Source organism: Ciceribacter azotifigens, assembly GCF_048159625.1.
GTDB classification, from domain to species: Bacteria; Pseudomonadota; Alphaproteobacteria; order Rhizobiales; family Rhizobiaceae; genus Allorhizobium; species Allorhizobium azotifigens.
Genome location: NZ_JBLQTA010000002.1, coordinates 196262 through 212033, shown reverse-complemented (window position 1 = coordinate 212033; position 15772 = coordinate 196262). Strand labels below are relative to the sequence as shown.

17 protein-coding genes are annotated in these 15772 nt (G+C 65.3%); 16 read left to right on the top strand and 1 reads right to left on the bottom strand.

The window, feature by feature from the left end; all coding sequences use genetic code 11:
* The first annotated feature begins 54 nt into the window (after positions 1 to 54).
* The 16 genes from alr to rarD all read left to right on the top strand — a co-directional run bounded on the left by alr (position 55) and on the right by rarD (position 15115).
* Positions 55 to 1221 (top strand): alanine racemase, encoded by a 1167-nt coding sequence (gene alr / locus ACM6UT_RS03950; RefSeq protein WP_416796072.1) that lies wholly within the window; start codon positions 55 to 57, stop codon positions 1219 to 1221.
* Positions 1222 to 1297: 76 nt separating this feature from the next.
* Positions 1298 to 1552, top strand: coding sequence for a type II toxin-antitoxin system ParD family antitoxin (locus ACM6UT_RS03945; RefSeq protein WP_416796071.1), 255 nt, complete (start codon positions 1298 to 1300; stop codon positions 1550 to 1552).
* Positions 1536 to 1850, top strand: coding sequence for a type II toxin-antitoxin system RelE/ParE family toxin (locus tag ACM6UT_RS03940; protein WP_416796070.1), 315 nt, complete (start codon positions 1536 to 1538; stop codon positions 1848 to 1850). The genes ACM6UT_RS03945 and ACM6UT_RS03940 overlap by 17 nt, the downstream gene beginning before the upstream one ends.
* A gap of 3 nt (positions 1851 to 1853) precedes the next feature.
* The gene (radA, locus tag ACM6UT_RS03935) at positions 1854 to 3257 is read left to right on the top strand and encodes a DNA repair protein RadA (RefSeq protein WP_416796069.1); all 1404 of its coding nucleotides are present in this window, start codon (positions 1854 to 1856) and stop codon (positions 3255 to 3257) included.
* Between the two features lie 89 nt (positions 3258 to 3346).
* Entirely contained in the window at positions 3347 to 3982 is a 636-nt protein-coding gene (locus ACM6UT_RS03930) for a CvpA family protein (protein ID WP_416796068.1), read from the top strand.
* 137 nt (positions 3983 to 4119) lie between these two features.
* The gene (purF, locus tag ACM6UT_RS03925) at positions 4120 to 5610 is read left to right on the top strand and encodes an amidophosphoribosyltransferase (protein ID WP_416796067.1); all 1491 of its coding nucleotides are present in this window, start codon (positions 4120 to 4122) and stop codon (positions 5608 to 5610) included.
* Between the two features lie 201 nt (positions 5611 to 5811).
* Positions 5812 to 6552 (top strand): SDR family NAD(P)-dependent oxidoreductase, encoded by a 741-nt coding sequence (locus ACM6UT_RS03920; protein WP_416796066.1) that lies wholly within the window; start codon positions 5812 to 5814, stop codon positions 6550 to 6552.
* Positions 6553 to 6637: 85 nt separating this feature from the next.
* Positions 6638 to 7525: a DMT family transporter gene (locus ACM6UT_RS03915; protein WP_416796065.1), complete on the top strand. Its 888-nt coding sequence runs from the start codon at positions 6638 to 6640 to the stop codon at positions 7523 to 7525.
* A gap of 156 nt (positions 7526 to 7681) precedes the next feature.
* Positions 7682 to 8086 carry a hypothetical protein gene (locus ACM6UT_RS03910; RefSeq protein WP_416796064.1) on the top strand — a complete coding sequence of 135 codons (405 nt, stop codon included), beginning with the start codon at positions 7682 to 7684 and terminating at the stop codon, positions 8084 to 8086.
* Positions 8087 to 8289: 203 nt separating this feature from the next.
* A complete protein-coding gene (cysS, locus tag ACM6UT_RS03905) occupies positions 8290 to 9774 on the top strand; it encodes a cysteine--tRNA ligase (protein ID WP_416796063.1) in 1485 nt (494 codons plus the stop codon).
* Positions 9775 to 9828: 54 nt separating this feature from the next.
* Positions 9829 to 10305 (top strand): GFA family protein, encoded by a 477-nt coding sequence (locus ACM6UT_RS03900; protein ID WP_416796062.1) that lies wholly within the window; start codon positions 9829 to 9831, stop codon positions 10303 to 10305.
* 133 nt (positions 10306 to 10438) lie between these two features.
* A complete protein-coding gene (locus ACM6UT_RS03895; protein ID WP_416796061.1) occupies positions 10439 to 10909 on the top strand; it encodes a GFA family protein in 471 nt (156 codons plus the stop codon).
* A complete protein-coding gene (locus tag ACM6UT_RS03890) occupies positions 10906 to 11403 on the top strand; it encodes a GFA family protein (RefSeq protein WP_416796060.1) in 498 nt (165 codons plus the stop codon). Before ACM6UT_RS03895 ends, ACM6UT_RS03890 begins: the two co-directional genes overlap by 4 nt.
* A complete protein-coding gene (gene pip / locus ACM6UT_RS03885; protein ID WP_416796059.1) occupies positions 11400 to 12359 on the top strand; it encodes a prolyl aminopeptidase in 960 nt (319 codons plus the stop codon). Before ACM6UT_RS03890 ends, pip begins: the two co-directional genes overlap by 4 nt.
* A 68-nt stretch (positions 12360 to 12427) precedes the next feature.
* The gene (gene cimA, locus ACM6UT_RS03880; RefSeq protein ID WP_416796058.1) at positions 12428 to 14044 is read left to right on the top strand and encodes a citramalate synthase; all 1617 of its coding nucleotides are present in this window, start codon (positions 12428 to 12430) and stop codon (positions 14042 to 14044) included.
* A 162-nt stretch (positions 14045 to 14206) separates the two neighbouring features.
* Positions 14207 to 15115: an EamA family transporter RarD gene (rarD, locus tag ACM6UT_RS03875; RefSeq protein WP_416796057.1), complete on the top strand. Its 909-nt coding sequence runs from the start codon at positions 14207 to 14209 to the stop codon at positions 15113 to 15115.
* Between the two features lie 9 nt (positions 15116 to 15124).
* Here rarD and ACM6UT_RS03870 read toward each other — a convergent pair whose 3' ends face one another.
* Positions 15125 to 15745 (bottom strand): LOG family protein, encoded by a 621-nt coding sequence (locus ACM6UT_RS03870; protein ID WP_416796056.1) that lies wholly within the window; start codon positions 15743 to 15745, stop codon positions 15125 to 15127.
* Positions 15746 to 15772: the final 27 nt, after the last annotated feature.

Genomic DNA, 15772 nt, shown 5'->3' with positions numbered 1-15772 from the left:
GCTAGGTCGCCTCGCCGACCCTCCCCGCTTCCCCCATATGATACGTAGTGCCAGATGACCGCTCTTACCGAAATCCCGCAGTTTCCCGAAGACTTTCTCAACGCGCCGCTGCGGCTCACCGTCGATCTCGGCGCGCTCGCCGACAACTGGCGCGACATGGCGCGACGCTCGGGCAGCGCGCGCGCCGCAGCCGTCGTCAAGGCGGACGCCTACGGCATGGGCATCGAGGATGCCGGCATCACGCTCTACGAGGCGGGTGCGCGCGACTTCTTCGTCGCGGTCCCTTCGGAAGGGGCGACGCTGCGGGCCTACGCGCCGGACGCGCGCATCTTCGTGCTCTCCGGGCTCTGGCCCGGCGCCGAACAGACCTTCTTCGACAATGACCTCGTGCCGGTGATCGCCTCCGAGGAACAGCTCGCCCTGTGGATGGCGGCCGTCTCCGAACGCGGCGACCACCCCTGCGCGCTGCATGTCGATACCGGCTTCAACCGGCTCGGCCTCAGCATGAAGGAAGCCTTCGAACTGGCCGGCGACGTATCGCGTCCGGCGAGCTTCTCGCCGGTGCTCGTGCTCAGCCATCTTGCCTGCGCAGACGATCCGTCGTCGCCGATGAACCGCCGGCAACTGGAATCTTTCCGCGAGGTTAGCGCCGCTTTCGAAGGGATCGAATCAAGTCTTTCAGCTTCTGCTGGAATCTTCCTCGGGTCCGATTACCACTTCGACCTCACCCGTCCGGGCATCGCGCTCTACGGCGGCGAGGCGGTCAACGGCGTTGCGAACCCGATGCGCCCAGTCGCCAAGGCCGAGGCGCGCATCCTCCAGGTCCGCGAGGCGGCGGCGGGCGAAACGGTGAGCTATGGCGGCACCCTGACGCTTACCCGCGACAGCCGGCTCGCGATCGCCTCGGCCGGCTATGCCGACGGCTATCTGCGCAGCCTCTCGGGCACCGGCGTGCCGCTGCGCCAGACCAACATCCCCGGCGCCTGCGGCTTCATCGCCGGCAAACGCGTGCCGGTCGCCGGCCGCGTCACCATGGACCTGACGATCTTCGACGTCACCGACCTGCCGGACGGCGCCGTCAGGGCCGGCGACTATATCGAGCTCTTCGGCCCGAACATGCCGGTCGACGAGGTCGCCCGCGCCGGCGGCACCATCGGCTACGAAATGCTCGTCGGCCTCGGCCTTCGCTACGAACGGCACTATCTAGAAGACGAGAATTGACCTCTGGCACGCAGGGATTTGTTCTGTTATTGTTCTCATGAACGAACCCTGCGCCATCTGTTGACCGGAGCCAGCCGTGCCGAACATCCAGTTGAATAAGCGCGACGAGAAATTCGTCGAGAAGCAGGTCAACTCCGGCCTCTACGGGAGCGCCGAAGAGGTGGTGACCGCAGGTCTCCGGCTCCTGCGCGAACGGGACGAAGCAGACCTTCGCATGCTCATCCAGGAAGGGATCGACGACGTGGAAGCCGGCCGCGTCCACACCTACGAGAGTGCCGAGGCGTTCCTGGCGGATTTGCAGCGCACCGAGAGCGATGCCCAAAAGCCGTGAGGTCGTCTGGTCGAGAAAGGCACGGCAGGATCTCCGGTCGATCTATCGCCATATTGCAAGGTTCAGCCCTGTCGCGGCCAACCGGTTTGCGCTCGACCTGTACAACAAGATCGAAAACCTGGCGCGGCTCGGCCTCACCGGCGCGAGCGCGAAAGATATGGGCGACGACATCCGTGTCTTCGTCTATCGAGACCGGCGCTTCTTTGTCCGCGTCACCGATGAAGCCGTCACTGTCCTTCGCGTGATGCACGGCCGCCAGGACACCACCACCAAAGATATCCCCGAAAGCGACACCTGATCCATGGCCAAAGCCCGAACCCAATTCGTCTGCCAGAACTGCGGCACCGTCCATACCCGCTGGGCCGGCAAATGCGACGGCTGCGGCGAGTGGAACACGATCGTCGAGGAAGACCCAATGGGGGGCATCGGCGCCGGCCCCGGCAAGGTGCCGAAGAAGGGGCGACCGGTGACGCTCACCTCGCTCTCCGGCGAGATCGAGGAGGCGCCGCGCATCCCGACCGGCATGGCCGAGCTCGACCGGGCGACCGGCGGCGGCTTCGTGCGCGGCTCGGCCGTGCTGATCGGCGGCGATCCCGGTATCGGCAAGTCGACGCTTCTCATGCAGGCGGCCGCCGCGCTCTCGCGCAAGGGCCGGCGCGTCATCTATGTCTCGGGCGAAGAGGCGGTCGCGCAGGTCAGGCTGCGGGCGCAGCGCCTGCAGGCGGCCGAAACCGACGTGCTGCTCGCCGCCGAAACCAATGTCGAGGACATCCTGGCAACGCTCGCCGAAGGCAAGCGGCCGGACCTCGTCATCATCGATTCCATCCAGACGCTCTGGAGCGACACCGCCGATTCGGCGCCCGGAACGGTCACGCAGGTCCGCACCGGCGTGCAAGCGATGATTCGTTTCGCCAAGCAGACCGGCGCCACCATGGTGCTCGTCGGCCACGTCACCAAGGACGGCCAGATCGCAGGCCCCCGCGTCGTCGAGCACATGGTTGACGCGGTTCTCTACTTCGAGGGCGACCGCGGCCATCACTACCGCATCCTGCGCACCGTCAAGAACCGCTTCGGTCCGACCGACGAGATCGGCGTCTTCGAAATGTCGGACCGGGGCCTGCGTGAAGTCGCCAATCCGTCCGAGCTCTTTCTCGGCGAACGCAACGAAAAAGCCCCGGGAGCGGCCGTCTTCGCCGGCATGGAAGGCACGCGGCCCGTGCTCGTCGAGGTGCAGGCGCTGGTCGCCCAGACCTCGCTCGGCACGCCGCGTCGCGCCGTCGTCGGCTGGGATTCCTCCCGCCTGTCGATGATCCTCGCGGTGCTCGAAGCCCATTGCGGCGTGCGGCTCGGCAGCCACGACGTCTACCTCAACGTCGCCGGCGGCTACCGCATCTCGGAACCGGCCGCCGACATGGCTGTCGCCTCGGCCCTGGTTTCCTCGCTGGCCGGACTTGCCCTTCCCGCCGATTGCGTCTATTTCGGCGAGGTCAGCCTGTCCGGCGCCGTCCGGCCGGTTGCGCACACGGCCCAGCGGCTGAAGGAGGCGGAAAAGCTCGGTTTCGCACGGGCGGTGCTCCCTTCGGCTTCGCCCGATCTGCCGAAAGGCACGGCAGGGCGGTGGAGCGAGATCGAAAGCCTTCCCGACCTGGTCGCGCGCATCGCCGGGTCCAGGGTGAGGGCCGTAGAGGAGATGGACGGCAACTGATCCTTTTTCGGCCGCAATGCGGTGTATGGGATCACCGAACGCGATGACGATCACGCAGGCCGGGGCCGGCCGTCTTGGAGTTGATTTAGATGCCCATCACTATTTTTGACGGTATTGTCATCGGCGTAGTCCTGTTTTCCGCCGTTCTCGCCATGGTTCGCGGTTTCTCCCGCGAGGTGCTTTCGATCGCAAGCTGGGTCGGCGCCGTTGCCGCCGCCTACTACCTGCATCCGCTGGTGCTTCCCTACATCAAGAACTACACGAGCGACGAGCGCATCGCACTTGCCGGTGCCGCCGGCATCGTCTTCCTGATCGCGCTGATCGTCATCTCCTTCATTACGACACGCATCGCCGACTTCATCATCGACAGCCGCATCGGCGCGCTGGACCGCACGCTCGGCTTCCTCTTCGGTGCGGCGCGCGGCATCCTGTTGCTGGTGGTCGCGGTTGCCTTCTGGAACTGGCTGATCGATGTCAAGCATCGCCCCGACTGGGTGAACAACGCCAAATCGAAGCCCTTCCTCGACGCGCTCGTGCTGAAGCTCGAAGCGGTGCTGCCGGAAGACATCGAGCCGCAGCTGCGCGCCCGCATCCTCGGCAAGGAAGAGGCGGACGGAGAAGCGCCGGCCGAGCAGGCACCCGCCGACCAGGCGCCGGCCGGACAGGCGGCACCGTCGCAGACACTCGCGCCGCCGGCCGGAACGACGGCGCCGGCTGAAAACTGACGGGCAGCGGCGGCTGCCGCTTCCTATATAGGACGTGAAAGACAAATCGGGCGCCGCCGGAGCGGGATCATCCGGCGAAAGCGCCCCGAGAACTGTGTATAGTGTACCTGTCCCGCACCGAGCAAAGGCCTGCTTCCATGAACCAGTCTGATTTCACCTCCCTCGAAGACGGTCTCGACGGCGACACCCTGCATGAGGAATGCGGGGTGTTCGGCATTCTGGGACATCCGGACGCGGCGACGCTGACGGCGCTCGGACTGCACGCGCTCCAGCACCGCGGCCAGGAAGCGGCCGGCATTGTCTCCTTCGACGGACAGCAATTCCACACCGAAAAGCACATGGGCCTCGTCGGCGACCATTACACCGATCCGGCGACGCTCGCGAAGCTCCCGGGCACGGTCGCGATCGGCCATACCCGCTATTCGACGACCGGCGAAGTAGCGCTCCGCAACGTGCAGCCGCTCTTCGCCGAGCTGGAAGAAGGCGGCATCGCGATCGCCCATAACGGCAATTTCACCAACGGACTGACGCTTCGCCGGCAGATCATTGCGACGGGCGCCATCTGCCAGTCGACCTCCGACACTGAAGTCGTGCTGCACCTCATCGCCCGTTCGCGTCACGCCTCGACCTCCGACCGCTTCATCGATGCCATCCGCCAGATGGAAGGCGGCTATTCGATGCTGGCGATGACGCGCACCAAGCTCATTGCCGCCCGCGACCCGATCGGCATCCGGCCACTCGTCATGGGCGAGCTGGACGGCAAGCCGATCTTCTGTTCGGAAACCTGTGCACTCGACATCATCGGCGCGAAGTTCGTCCGCGACGTCGAGAATGGCGAGGTCATCATCTGCGAAATCCAGCCGGACGGCTCGATCAGCATCGACGCCCGCAAGCCGGCGAAGCCCCAGCCGGAGCGGCTCTGCCTCTTCGAATACGTCTACTTCGCCCGGCCGGATTCGGTCGTCGGCGGCCGCAACGTCTACATGACCCGCAAGAACATGGGCATGAACCTCGCCAAGGAAGCCCCGGTCGAGGGCGACGTCGTGGTGCCGGTTCCGGACGGCGGCACGCCCGCGGCCCTCGGATATGCCCAGCAGAGCGGCATCCCGTTCGAATACGGTATCATCCGCAACCATTATGTCGGCCGCACCTTCATCGAGCCGACGCAGCAGATCCGCGCCTTCGGGGTGAAGCTCAAGCACTCGGCCAACCGTGCGATGATCGAGGGCAAGCGCGTCGTTCTGGTCGATGATTCGATCGTGCGCGGCACCACCTCGCTCAAGATCGTGCAGATGATCCGTGATGCCGGGGCCAAGGAAGTGCACATCCGTGTCGCCTCGCCGATGATCTTCCATCCCGATTTTTACGGTATCGACACGCCGGATGCCGACAAGCTGCTCGCCAACCAGTATGCCGACGTCGACGCGATGGCCAAGTATATCGGTGCGGACTCGCTCGCCTTCCTGTCGATCGACGGGCTCTACAAGGCGGTCGGCGGAGCACCGCGCAATCCGGAACGGCCGCAGTTCACCGACCACTACTTCACCGGCGACTATCCGACCCGCCTCCTCGACCGGGAAGGCGAAAAGGTCGGCCGCAAGGTTTCCATGCTCGCCAGCAACGGGTGATGAACGCAACCACCCTCCCCTTGAGGGGGAGGGTCGGACCGAAGGTCCGGGGTGGGGTGACCTCTTCTGCTGTTGCCGCTCACCCCCACCCGCAGCTTCGCTGCGACCTCCCCCCTCAAGGGGGAGGTGAGGTGCGGGCCGCACCGCCTGAATTCCTATTGTCGGTGTGGCATTGCACCGCTTCTCCGGGAGAATTCATATATGACAATCGACCTCAAGGACCGTATCGCGCTCGTGACCGGCGCATCGCGCGGCATCGGCTATTACATCGCGCTCGAACTCGCCAAAGCCGGCGCGCATGTGATCGCCTGCGCCCGCACCGTCGGCGGGCTCGAGGAACTCGATGACGCGATCAAGGCGGTCGGCGGTTCGGCGACGCTGGTGCCCTTCGACCTCGCCGACATGCAGGCGATCGACACGCTCGGCGCCTCGATCTTCGAGCGCTGGGGCAAGCTCGACATTCTCGTCGCCAATGCCGGCATCCTCGGCGTCATCTCGCCGATCGGCCATGTCGAGGCGAAGGTCTTCGAAAAGGTGATGACGATCAACGTCACGGCCACCTGGCGGCTCATCCGCTCCGTCGAGCCGCTGCTCGCCAAGTCCGACCAGGGCCGCGCGGTCATCATGTCCTCGGCCGCGGCCCACAAGTGCCGCCCGTTCTGGGGCCCCTACTCCGCGTCCAAGGCCGCCGTCGAGGCGCTCGCCCGCACCTGGGCCGGGGAAACGCAGCGCCTGCCGCTGCGCGTCGTCTCGGTCGATCCGGGAGCTACCCGCACCGCCATGCGCGCCCAGGCGATGCCCGGCGAAGACCCCTCGACGCTGCCGCACCCGTCCGAGGTCGCCGCCCGGATCCTGCCGCTCTGCGGTCCTGAACTCACCGAGACGGGCAAGCTCTTCGTCGTGCGCGAGAACCGCCTCGTCGACTACCGCATGCCGGAGTGACGGCAAAAGTGGCTCCGGCGCGTGCCGGAGCCTTCCCTGCCTGATACGACACTCCCTCCCACTTCAAACGTCCGAAGCCCCCCTCATGCGACCCAGAGACATCATCGGTTACGTCTTTCTCGCGCTCGCCTGGGGGCTTTCCTTCCTGCTGCTCCTGAAGGTCGTCGAGGCCTTCGGCTGGATCGGCGCCGTCACCTTCCGCTGTTTCCTCGCCGGCCTGATCCTGCTCGCCGCGGCAAAAGCGACCGGACGCCGGCTCGATTTCTCCACCGGCCTCCTGCCCTTCTTGGTGGTCGGCGCGACGACGGTCGCCGGTCAGCTCATCGGCCTTTCCTATTCCACGCCGCTGATCGGCACCGCGATGGCGGCGATCTTCGTCGCGGCGATCCCGCTCTTTTCGATGGTCATCGGGCAGCTCTGGGGGATCGAGCGGATCACGCCGGCGCGCGTCGCGGGCCTCGTTCTCGGCACGCTCGGCATCGTCATGCTGGTCGGCTTTCCGGCAGCCCCGATTGACGGCAGTTTCGTGCTCGGCTGCCTCGGCATGCTGTTTTCCACCTTCTCGGCGGCCTTCGGCAGCAATTATGCGAGCCGGCACCTGAAGACCACCGGCGCATGGGAAGTGACGATCGGCGCCTTCCTCTCGGGAGGCTTTCTCACCCTGCCGCTCGTCTATCTGGTTCCGGTGCCTGGCGTCCCGGCCCCAATCGACTACCTCTATCTCGTGGTGCTCGCGGGCGTGATGAGTTCGCTCACCTATGTCGTCTATTTCGGCCTCGTCTCCCGCATCGGTGCGACGCGCGCGATCAGCGTCGAATTCGCCGTGACCGTCGTCGCCGTCCTCGTCGGGGCTGGTGTTCTCGGCGAGCGGCTCACCACGATGCAGTTCGCCGGCGCGGCGGTCATCATCGCCGGCTGCGCCATGGTGCTCGGCCTGCTGCCCTCGAGGCTCAAGGCACCGGCCGCGCCCTGACCGCAACACCCGCCGACTGCCACGGGCCGCACAGGCTGCCCGCCTCCGGCTCCGACCATATTTGGTGCAGATGGCGCGGACGCCGCCGTTTCCCTTTCCTTTGCCGTCGGGTGCAGTAGGTTTCGACGCACCGCCGAACAGGAGAGAACACCAGCCATGCCGTCCCTGAAATATGCGCTTGCCGTCCTTTGCCTTGCCGCAGGCCCGGCCCTTGCCGACGACCTCGCCGCGCTCAGCACGACGGCCAGCAGCATCACCGGCGACATCAGCTTCGACGATTACGAGATCGTCTTCGGAAACGGCGAAAAGCTGGTGTTCGAAGACCTGATCGCCGACCACTTCACCGTCGACGGCAAGGATATGCCCGCCTCCGTCTACAGCGTCAAGGGACCGGCAAATCCCAAGCTCCTCAACGGCAATCGCCTCTGCGGGGAGAACCCGGTCACCTATGTCGCCTCGTGGCTCGACGGCGACGTCACCATGCTGGCGGTGTTCGAGACGCCGGAAGCTCCGGAAAGCAGCGACGGCATGTGCGCGCTCTACACCTATGTCTATCCCTGAGGGCACTCTCCGGCACCCTTGCGCCCACTTGACCTCGCGCCCGGCGCGCGCCATAACGCTCGCCATGAAAACGACGATCTGCATTCGCGGGATTATTATTCGCTAGCGTATCCGCTGGCCCGGCCGTTTTCGTCTCCAGACCCAAGTCCCAGATGACAACGCCCCGGCCCAGCCGGACGGGTGGAATTCATCGGGAGACAGGAATGGCGGGCAGCCTCAAGCTTTACAATACACTGACGCGCGAGAAGGTCGATTTCGAGCCGATCGACCCGACGAACGTGCGCATGTATGTCTGCGGCCCCACTGTCTATGACTTCGCCCATATCGGCAATGCGCGCCCGGTGATCGTCTTCGACGTCCTCTACCGGCTGCTCCGGCACGTCTACGGCGAAGGGCACGTGACCTACGTGCGCAACATCACCGACGTCGACGACAAGATCAACGCCCGCGCGCTGCGCGACTTCGGCGGCCGGATCGCCGACGGCTCGATGAGCCTCAACGAGGCGATCCGCGCCGTCACCGAAAAGACCGAGAGCCAGTTTCACAAGGACGTGGCGGCCCTCGGCACGCTCTCGCCCACCGTCGAGCCGCGGGCGACCGACAACATCCCGCAGATGATCGAGATCATCCAGCGGCTGCTCGACGCCGGCCACGCCTATGTGGCGGAAGGTGCGGAAGGCCAGGAAGTGCTGTTCTCGACCGCCTCGATGCCGGATTACGGCCAGCTTTCCAGGCGCAGGCTCGAGGACCAGCAGGCGGGCGCGCGCATCGCCGTCGAGGCGCACAAGCGCAATCCGGCCGACTTCGTGCTCTGGAAGGAATCGGCTGCGACCGAGCCCGGCTGGGCCGCCGCCTTCACCGTCGCCGGCAGCGCCGTCTCTATCTACGGCCGTCCCGGCTGGCATATCGAATGCTCGGCGATGTCGGACCGCTATCTCTGGCAGGAGGCCCGCGACCGGCTGTCGCCGAAGGGCAAGGCGAAGCCGCACCAGTTCGACATCCACGGCGGCGGCCTCGACCTCATCTTCCCCCACCACGAGAACGAGATCGCCCAGTCCTGCTGCGCCTACAACACCCATGTGATGGCGAATGTCTGGATGCACAACGGCTTCCTGCAGGTCGAAGGGCGCAAGATGTCGAAGTCGGAGGGCAACTTCGTCACCATCAACGAGTTGCTGGAGACGGAGAAATTCGGCGGCCGCAAATGGCCGGGCGAAGTGCTGCGGCTCGCCATGCTGATGACGCACTATCGCGAGCCGATCGACTTTTCGGTGAAGCGGCTTGAGGAGGCCGAGCGGCTGCTCGCCAAATGGCCGGCGGGCGACGCGGGCGATGCGCGTCCAGATCCCGTCGTTGTCGAGGCGCTCGGCGACGATCTCAACACCGTCGCGGCAGTCCAGACGCTGCACGCGCTCGCGACGGCCGCCAATGCCGACCCGGCGAAGCTGTCCGCCTTCGTGGCGAGCGCAGAACTGCTCGGCGTGGCCCCGAAGAAGGCCGAGATCGGCAAGGAGCTTTCCTCCGCCGTCCAGGCTCTCGTCGACATGCGCCTCGAAATGCTGAAGGCCAAGAACTTCGCCGAGGCCGACAAGATCCGCGACGACCTCGCCACCAAGGGCATCCAGCTCAAGGACGGCAAGGACCCGGTGACCGGCGAGCGGGTGACCACATGGGAGGTCAGGCGGTAGGATGACTGTCCCGGCGCTCGATATCCCGGAGCCCAGAGACACCGGAGGAATGTCATGACTGACACCCATACCGGCGGATGCCAGTGCGGCGCGGTGCGCTTTCGCGTTCGCGGCGCGCCGAAGGATGCTTCGATCTGCCACTGCCGCATGTGCCAGAAGGCGTTCGGCAGCTATTTCGCGCCGCTCGTTTCGGTGCGCGGGACGGATTTTGAATGGACCCGCGGCGCGCCGAAAAAGTTTCGCTCGTCGAATTTCGTCCTCCGCGGTTTCTGCGGCGACTGCGGCACGCCGCTGACCTACGAGGCGCCGGACGGAATGGCGGTCGCAGCTGGTGCCTTCGACGATCCGGCCGCCGTGCCGCCGACGGTGCAGTACGGCGTCGAGGCGAAGCTCGGCTTCTTCGGCCGGCTGCATGAACTGCCGGCACTTTCGACGCTGGACGATCTCGACAACGCGCCATTCCTGGAAAAGCTCGTCTCGTTCCAACACCCGGATCGGGACACAGAGACGTGGCCGGAGGACAAGCAATGACCGAGAAGAAACCGGGCACGGAAATGCCGAAATGGCTGCTCTACGGGCTGATCGGCAAGGGCGTTCTCGTCCTCGTCGTCACCGTCGCGGTGGTCGCCTACGTCATGTTGAAATAGAACCCTTGGAGGCGTTTATGGAAGGCGTATTCACCGGCGGATGCCAGTGCGGAGCGGTCAGGTTCCGGGCCGAAAAGCTCGGACGGCCGTCGATCTGCCATTGCCGCATGTGCCAGAAGCACTTCGGCAGCTTCTTCGGTGCCTTCGTGACCGGCGACCACGCGCATCTGACCTGGACGCGCGGACAGCCGACGCTCTTCCGTTCTTCCGCCAAGGTAAAGCGCGGCTTCTGCAACAAGTGCGGCACGCCGCTCACCTACCAGCAGGGCGAGGAGATCGAACTTGCGATCGGCGTCTTCGACCATCCGGAGCTTCTCGAACCGCAGGTGCAGGTGAACCACGACAAGCGCCTGCCGTGGATCGACCATCTGTTCGAGAAGCCGGCCTATAGCAGCCCGGCAATGGAGGAAGGCTTCGCCGCCGTCGTTTCCTTCCAGCATCCCGACCACGACACGGCCGTCTGGCCGCCCGAGGAGGACAAGGCATGAGCATCCGCGAGGTCCATTCCGGCGGCTGCCAGTGCGGCGCAATCCGTTACAAGATCGCCGGCGAGCTCGGCTACCCGCATATCTGCCATTGCCGCATGTGCCAGAAGGCCGGCGGGAATTTCTTCATGGCCTTCGCCGGAACCCGCAACGAGGATTTCCTCTTGACCCGCGGCGAGCCGAGCTGGTTCCGCTCCTCCGATCCCTGCGGCCGCGGCTTCTGCGCGAAATGCGGCACGCCGCTTCTCTTCAAGACCGCCAGTTCGCCGTATATCAGTGTCACCATCGGCAGCCTCGATGATCCCGAGGCCTGCGCGCCGGTATCGCAGGACGGGGCCGAATCGAGGGTTTCCTATTTCGACCGGCTCTTCGGCCTGCCGGAGCGCGAGACCGACCGTTCGGACCTGCCCGGAGGAACGGCGTCCGTCAACCGCAGCAATCACCAGCATCCCGACCACGATACGGCGGCGTGGCCGCCCCGAGAGGACCGATCATGACCAACGAACTGCGCGGCTTCTATCCCGAGATCGAACCCTACGAGACCGGTTTCCTCGATGTCGGCGACGGCCACAGCGTCTACTGGGAGCGCGTCGGCACGAAGGGCGCCAAGCCGGCCGTCTTCCTGCATGGCGGCCCGGGCGGCGCGATCAGTCCGACGCAGCGGCGCCTCTTCGATCCGGCGCTCTACGACGTCATCCTCTTCGACCAGCGCGGCTGCGGCAAGTCGACGCCAAACGCTTCCATCGAGGCGAACACCACCTGGCATCTCGTCGCCGACATCGAACGGCTGCGCGAGATGATGGGCGTCGAAAAATGGCTGGTCTTCGGCGGCTCCTGGGGCTCGACGCTGGCGCTCGCCTATGCCGAGACGCATCCGGAACGCGTCTCCGAACTGGTGCTGCGCGGCGTCTATACGCTGACCAAAGCCGAGCTCGACTGGTACTACCAGTTCGGCGTCTCGGAAATGTTCCCCGACAAGTGGGAGCGCTTCCAGGCGCCGATCCCGGAGAACGAGCGCCACGAGATGATGGCCGCCTATCGCCGGCGGCTCACCGGCACCAATCGTGAAGAGCAATTGCGCTGCGCCGTCGCCTGGAGTTCCTGGGAGGGCGAGACGATCACGCTCCTGCCGAACCCGGACTATTCCGACCATTTCTACGACCCGGAATTCGCGCTCGCCTTCGCCCGCATCGAGAACCATTTCTTCGTCCATGCCGGCTGGCTGGAGGAAGGGCAGTTGCTGCGCGACGCGGTGAAGCTCAAGGACATCCCCGGCGTCATCATTCACGGCCGCTACGACATGCCCTGCCCGGCGAAATACGCCTGGCAACTCCACAAGGCCTGGCCGAAGGCGGATTTCCACCTGATCGAGGGCGCGGGTCACGCCTATCTGGAACCCGGCATCCTCGACCAGCTGATCCGCGCGACCGACCGGTTTGCGGGGAAAAAATGACAATGCCTGTCGCGAAGCGACAGCGGGGGTAACACCCTCCAGACGAAGAACTGCATGAGGATAGCAGCATGACACGCGAAAAGATCTACCTCTTCGACACGACGCTCCGCGACGGACAGCAGACGCCGGGCATCGACTTTTCCGTCGAGGACAAGATCGCCATCGCCGCGATGCTCGACGACTTCGGCTTCGACTATGTCGAGGGCGGCTATCCGGGCGCCAACCCGACGGACACCGCCTTCTTCGCTCAGAAGCGCACGAACCGGGCCTCCTTCGTCGCCTTCGGCATGACCAAGCGGGCGGGCGTTTCCGCCTCCAACGATCCGGGGCTTGCCCAGCTCCTGCAGGCGAAGAGCGACGCCGTCTGCTTCGTCGCGAAGAGCTGGGACTACCACGTCAAGGTGGCACTCGGCTGCTCCAACGAGGAGAACCTCGACAGCATCCGCGAGAGCGTCGAAGCGGCGATCGCCGCCGGCAAGGCCGCCATGGTCGACTGCGAACATTTCTTCGACGGCTACAAGGCCAATCCGGACTATGCCGTCGCCTGTGCCAGGACTGCCTATGAGGCAGGCGCGCGCTGGGTCGTGCTCTGCGACACCAATGGCGGCACGCAGCCACCGGAAGTCGGCGCGATCGTCGCGGCCGTCATCGCCGCCGGCGTGCCGGGTAGCGCGCTCGGCATCCACGCCCACAACGACACCGGACAGGCGGTCGCCAATTCGCTTGCGGCGATCGAGGCCGGCGCGCGGCAGATCCAGGGAACGCTGAACGGCATCGGCGAACGTTGCGGCAACGCCAATCTCGTGACGCTCATCCCGACGCTCTGTCTCAAGGAGACCTATGCCGAACGCTTCGAGACGGCGATCGACCGCGAGAAGCTCGCCGGCCTCACCCGGCTCTCGCACGCCTTCGACGAGCTGTTGAACCGCTCGCCGGAGCATCAGGCGCCCTATGTCGGCGCCTCGGCCTTCGCTACGAAGGCCGGCATCCACGCCTCCGCACTGCTCAAGGACCCGCGCACCTACGAGCACGTCGATCCGGCGAGCGTCGGCAATTTCCGCAAGGTCATGGTCTCCGATCAGGGCGGCAAGGCGAATTTCATCAACGAGCTGAAGCGCCGCGGCATCGCAGTCGAGAAGGACGATCCGCGCCTCGACCGGCTGATCTCGATCGTCAAGGAACGCGAGGCGACCGGCTACGCCTACGAGGGCGCGGATGCGAGCTTCGAGCTGCTCGCCCACCGCACGCTCGGCACGGTTCCGGACTTCTTCTCGATCGACGGCTTCCGGGTGATGGTCGAGCGCCGCTTCGACGCCAACGGCCACCTGAAGACCGTATCTGAGGCCGTCGTGAAGCTCGCCATCGACGGCGAGCGGGTGATGTCGGTCGCAGAAGGCGACGGCCCGGTCAATGCGCTCGACATCGCGCTGCGCAAGGACCTCGGCAAGTACCAGGCCGAGATCGGCGACCTCGAGCTCACCGACTACAAGGTGCGTATCCTGAACGGCGGCACGGAGGCGATCACCCGGGTGCTCATCGAATCCGGCGATGCGACGGGCGTGCGCTGGTGGACGGTCGGCGTGTCGGAGAACATCATCGACGCCTCCTTCCAGGCGCTGATGGATTCGATCGTCTACAAGCTGATGAAGAACCGCCAGCTGGCCGGCAAGATCGCGGCGGAATAGGTCCGCCTTGGACATTTTCCGGGTGACGACGCGCCGCGACACGCCTCGCGGTGCGAGATCGGTCGTTCAATTCCGGTCACCGACGCTTCACCGGAATGAATTTGTCCATTCGTGACGCATGGAGTATCGCAAGCCCCTAAAACAAAAGAGGATGGAAACGCCATGGCGACCGACACCGCAGTCGAGGTCAAGAACGAAGACAGCGCGCGCGGCTTCGCTTTCGCGCTCGCCGCTTACATGCTCTGGGGATTCCTGCCGTTCTACATGAAGGCGGTCGCGCACATTCCGCCGACAGAGGTCATCGCCCACCGCATTCTCTGGTCGATCCCGATCGCCGGCGGCGTGCTCCTGATCCTCCGGCGCACGGACGACCTGAAGGTGGCGATTCGCAATCCGCGGATGCTCGGCATGGCCGCCGTCACCGCCCTGCTCATCAGCGTCAACTGGGGCATCTATGTCTGGGCGATCGGCGCGGGCCGCGCGCTCGATACCGCGCTCGGCTACTTCATCAACCCGCTCTTCTCGATCTTCCTCGGCGCAGTGCTGTTGAAGGAGAAGCTCGCGGCGGCGCAGAAGGTGGCGATCACGCTTGCCGCAATCGCCGTCGCAGTGCTGACCTACGACGCCGGCGGACTGCCCTGGGTGGCGCTCGGCCTCACCTTCTCCTGGGGCTTCTATGCCTTCTTCCGCAAGACCCTGCCGATCGGACCGAACCAGGGCTTTCTCCTCGAGGTGTTGCTGCTCAGCGTACCCGCGCTCGGCTATGTCGCCTATCTCGGCGCAACGGGCCACGGCCACTTCTTCTCGACGGGCGCGACCGACGCCATGCTGTTACTCGGCACCGGCGTCGTGACCGCCGTGCCGCTGCTATTTTATGCGAACGGCGCCAAGCTCTTGCGTCTGTCGACCATCGGCATCATGCAGTACCTGCCGCCGACGATGATCTTCCTGATCGCGGTCTTCGTCTTCAAGGAGCCCTTCGGCACCGCCAAGATGATCGCCTTCCCGCTGATCTGGCTGGCGCTCGGCATCTTCGTCTGGCCGATGCTGAGGCAGTATCGCAAGCAGTAACGGCCAGGATCAGAGCTTCGTGATGACCTCGTCGGCGCCGTCGAGGTCACGCGCACCCTCGACCTTCTCGAGGATCGCCGGGATAATGTCCTCGACATTGTCGATGACGAGCGGCTGCACTCTCTCGGCGGTGTGGATGAAACCCTGCTCGCGCATGTGGCGGAGCAGTTCCAGCATCGGGTTCCAGAAACCGTTGATGTTGGCGAAGACCATCGGCTTCTCGTGACGGCCGAGCTGCGCCCAGGTCATGATCTCGACGATCTCCTCCAGCGTGCCGATGCCGCCCGGTAGCGTGATGAAGGCGTCGGCGCGCTCGAACATCTTGTGCTTGCGGGCATGCATGTCCTCGGTGACGATCAGCTCGTTGAGCTGACCGAGGGAATGGCGCGTCGCTTCCATGTCCACCAGGAATTCGGGGATGATGCCGGTGACCTGTCCGCCGTTCGACAGCACGCCGCTCGCAACCGCTCCCATGATGCCGCGGGTGCCGCCGCCGTAAACGAGGCGCAGCCCGTGCGCGGCTATCGACCGGCCGAGCGCGCGACCGGCGGCAATGTGGTCTGGATCGCGCCCCGGCTGGGAGCCGCAATAGACGCAGACGGATCGAATCGTATTCATGTTTTCGCTCATGAAGGAAGAAAGACAATCATGCGCCGG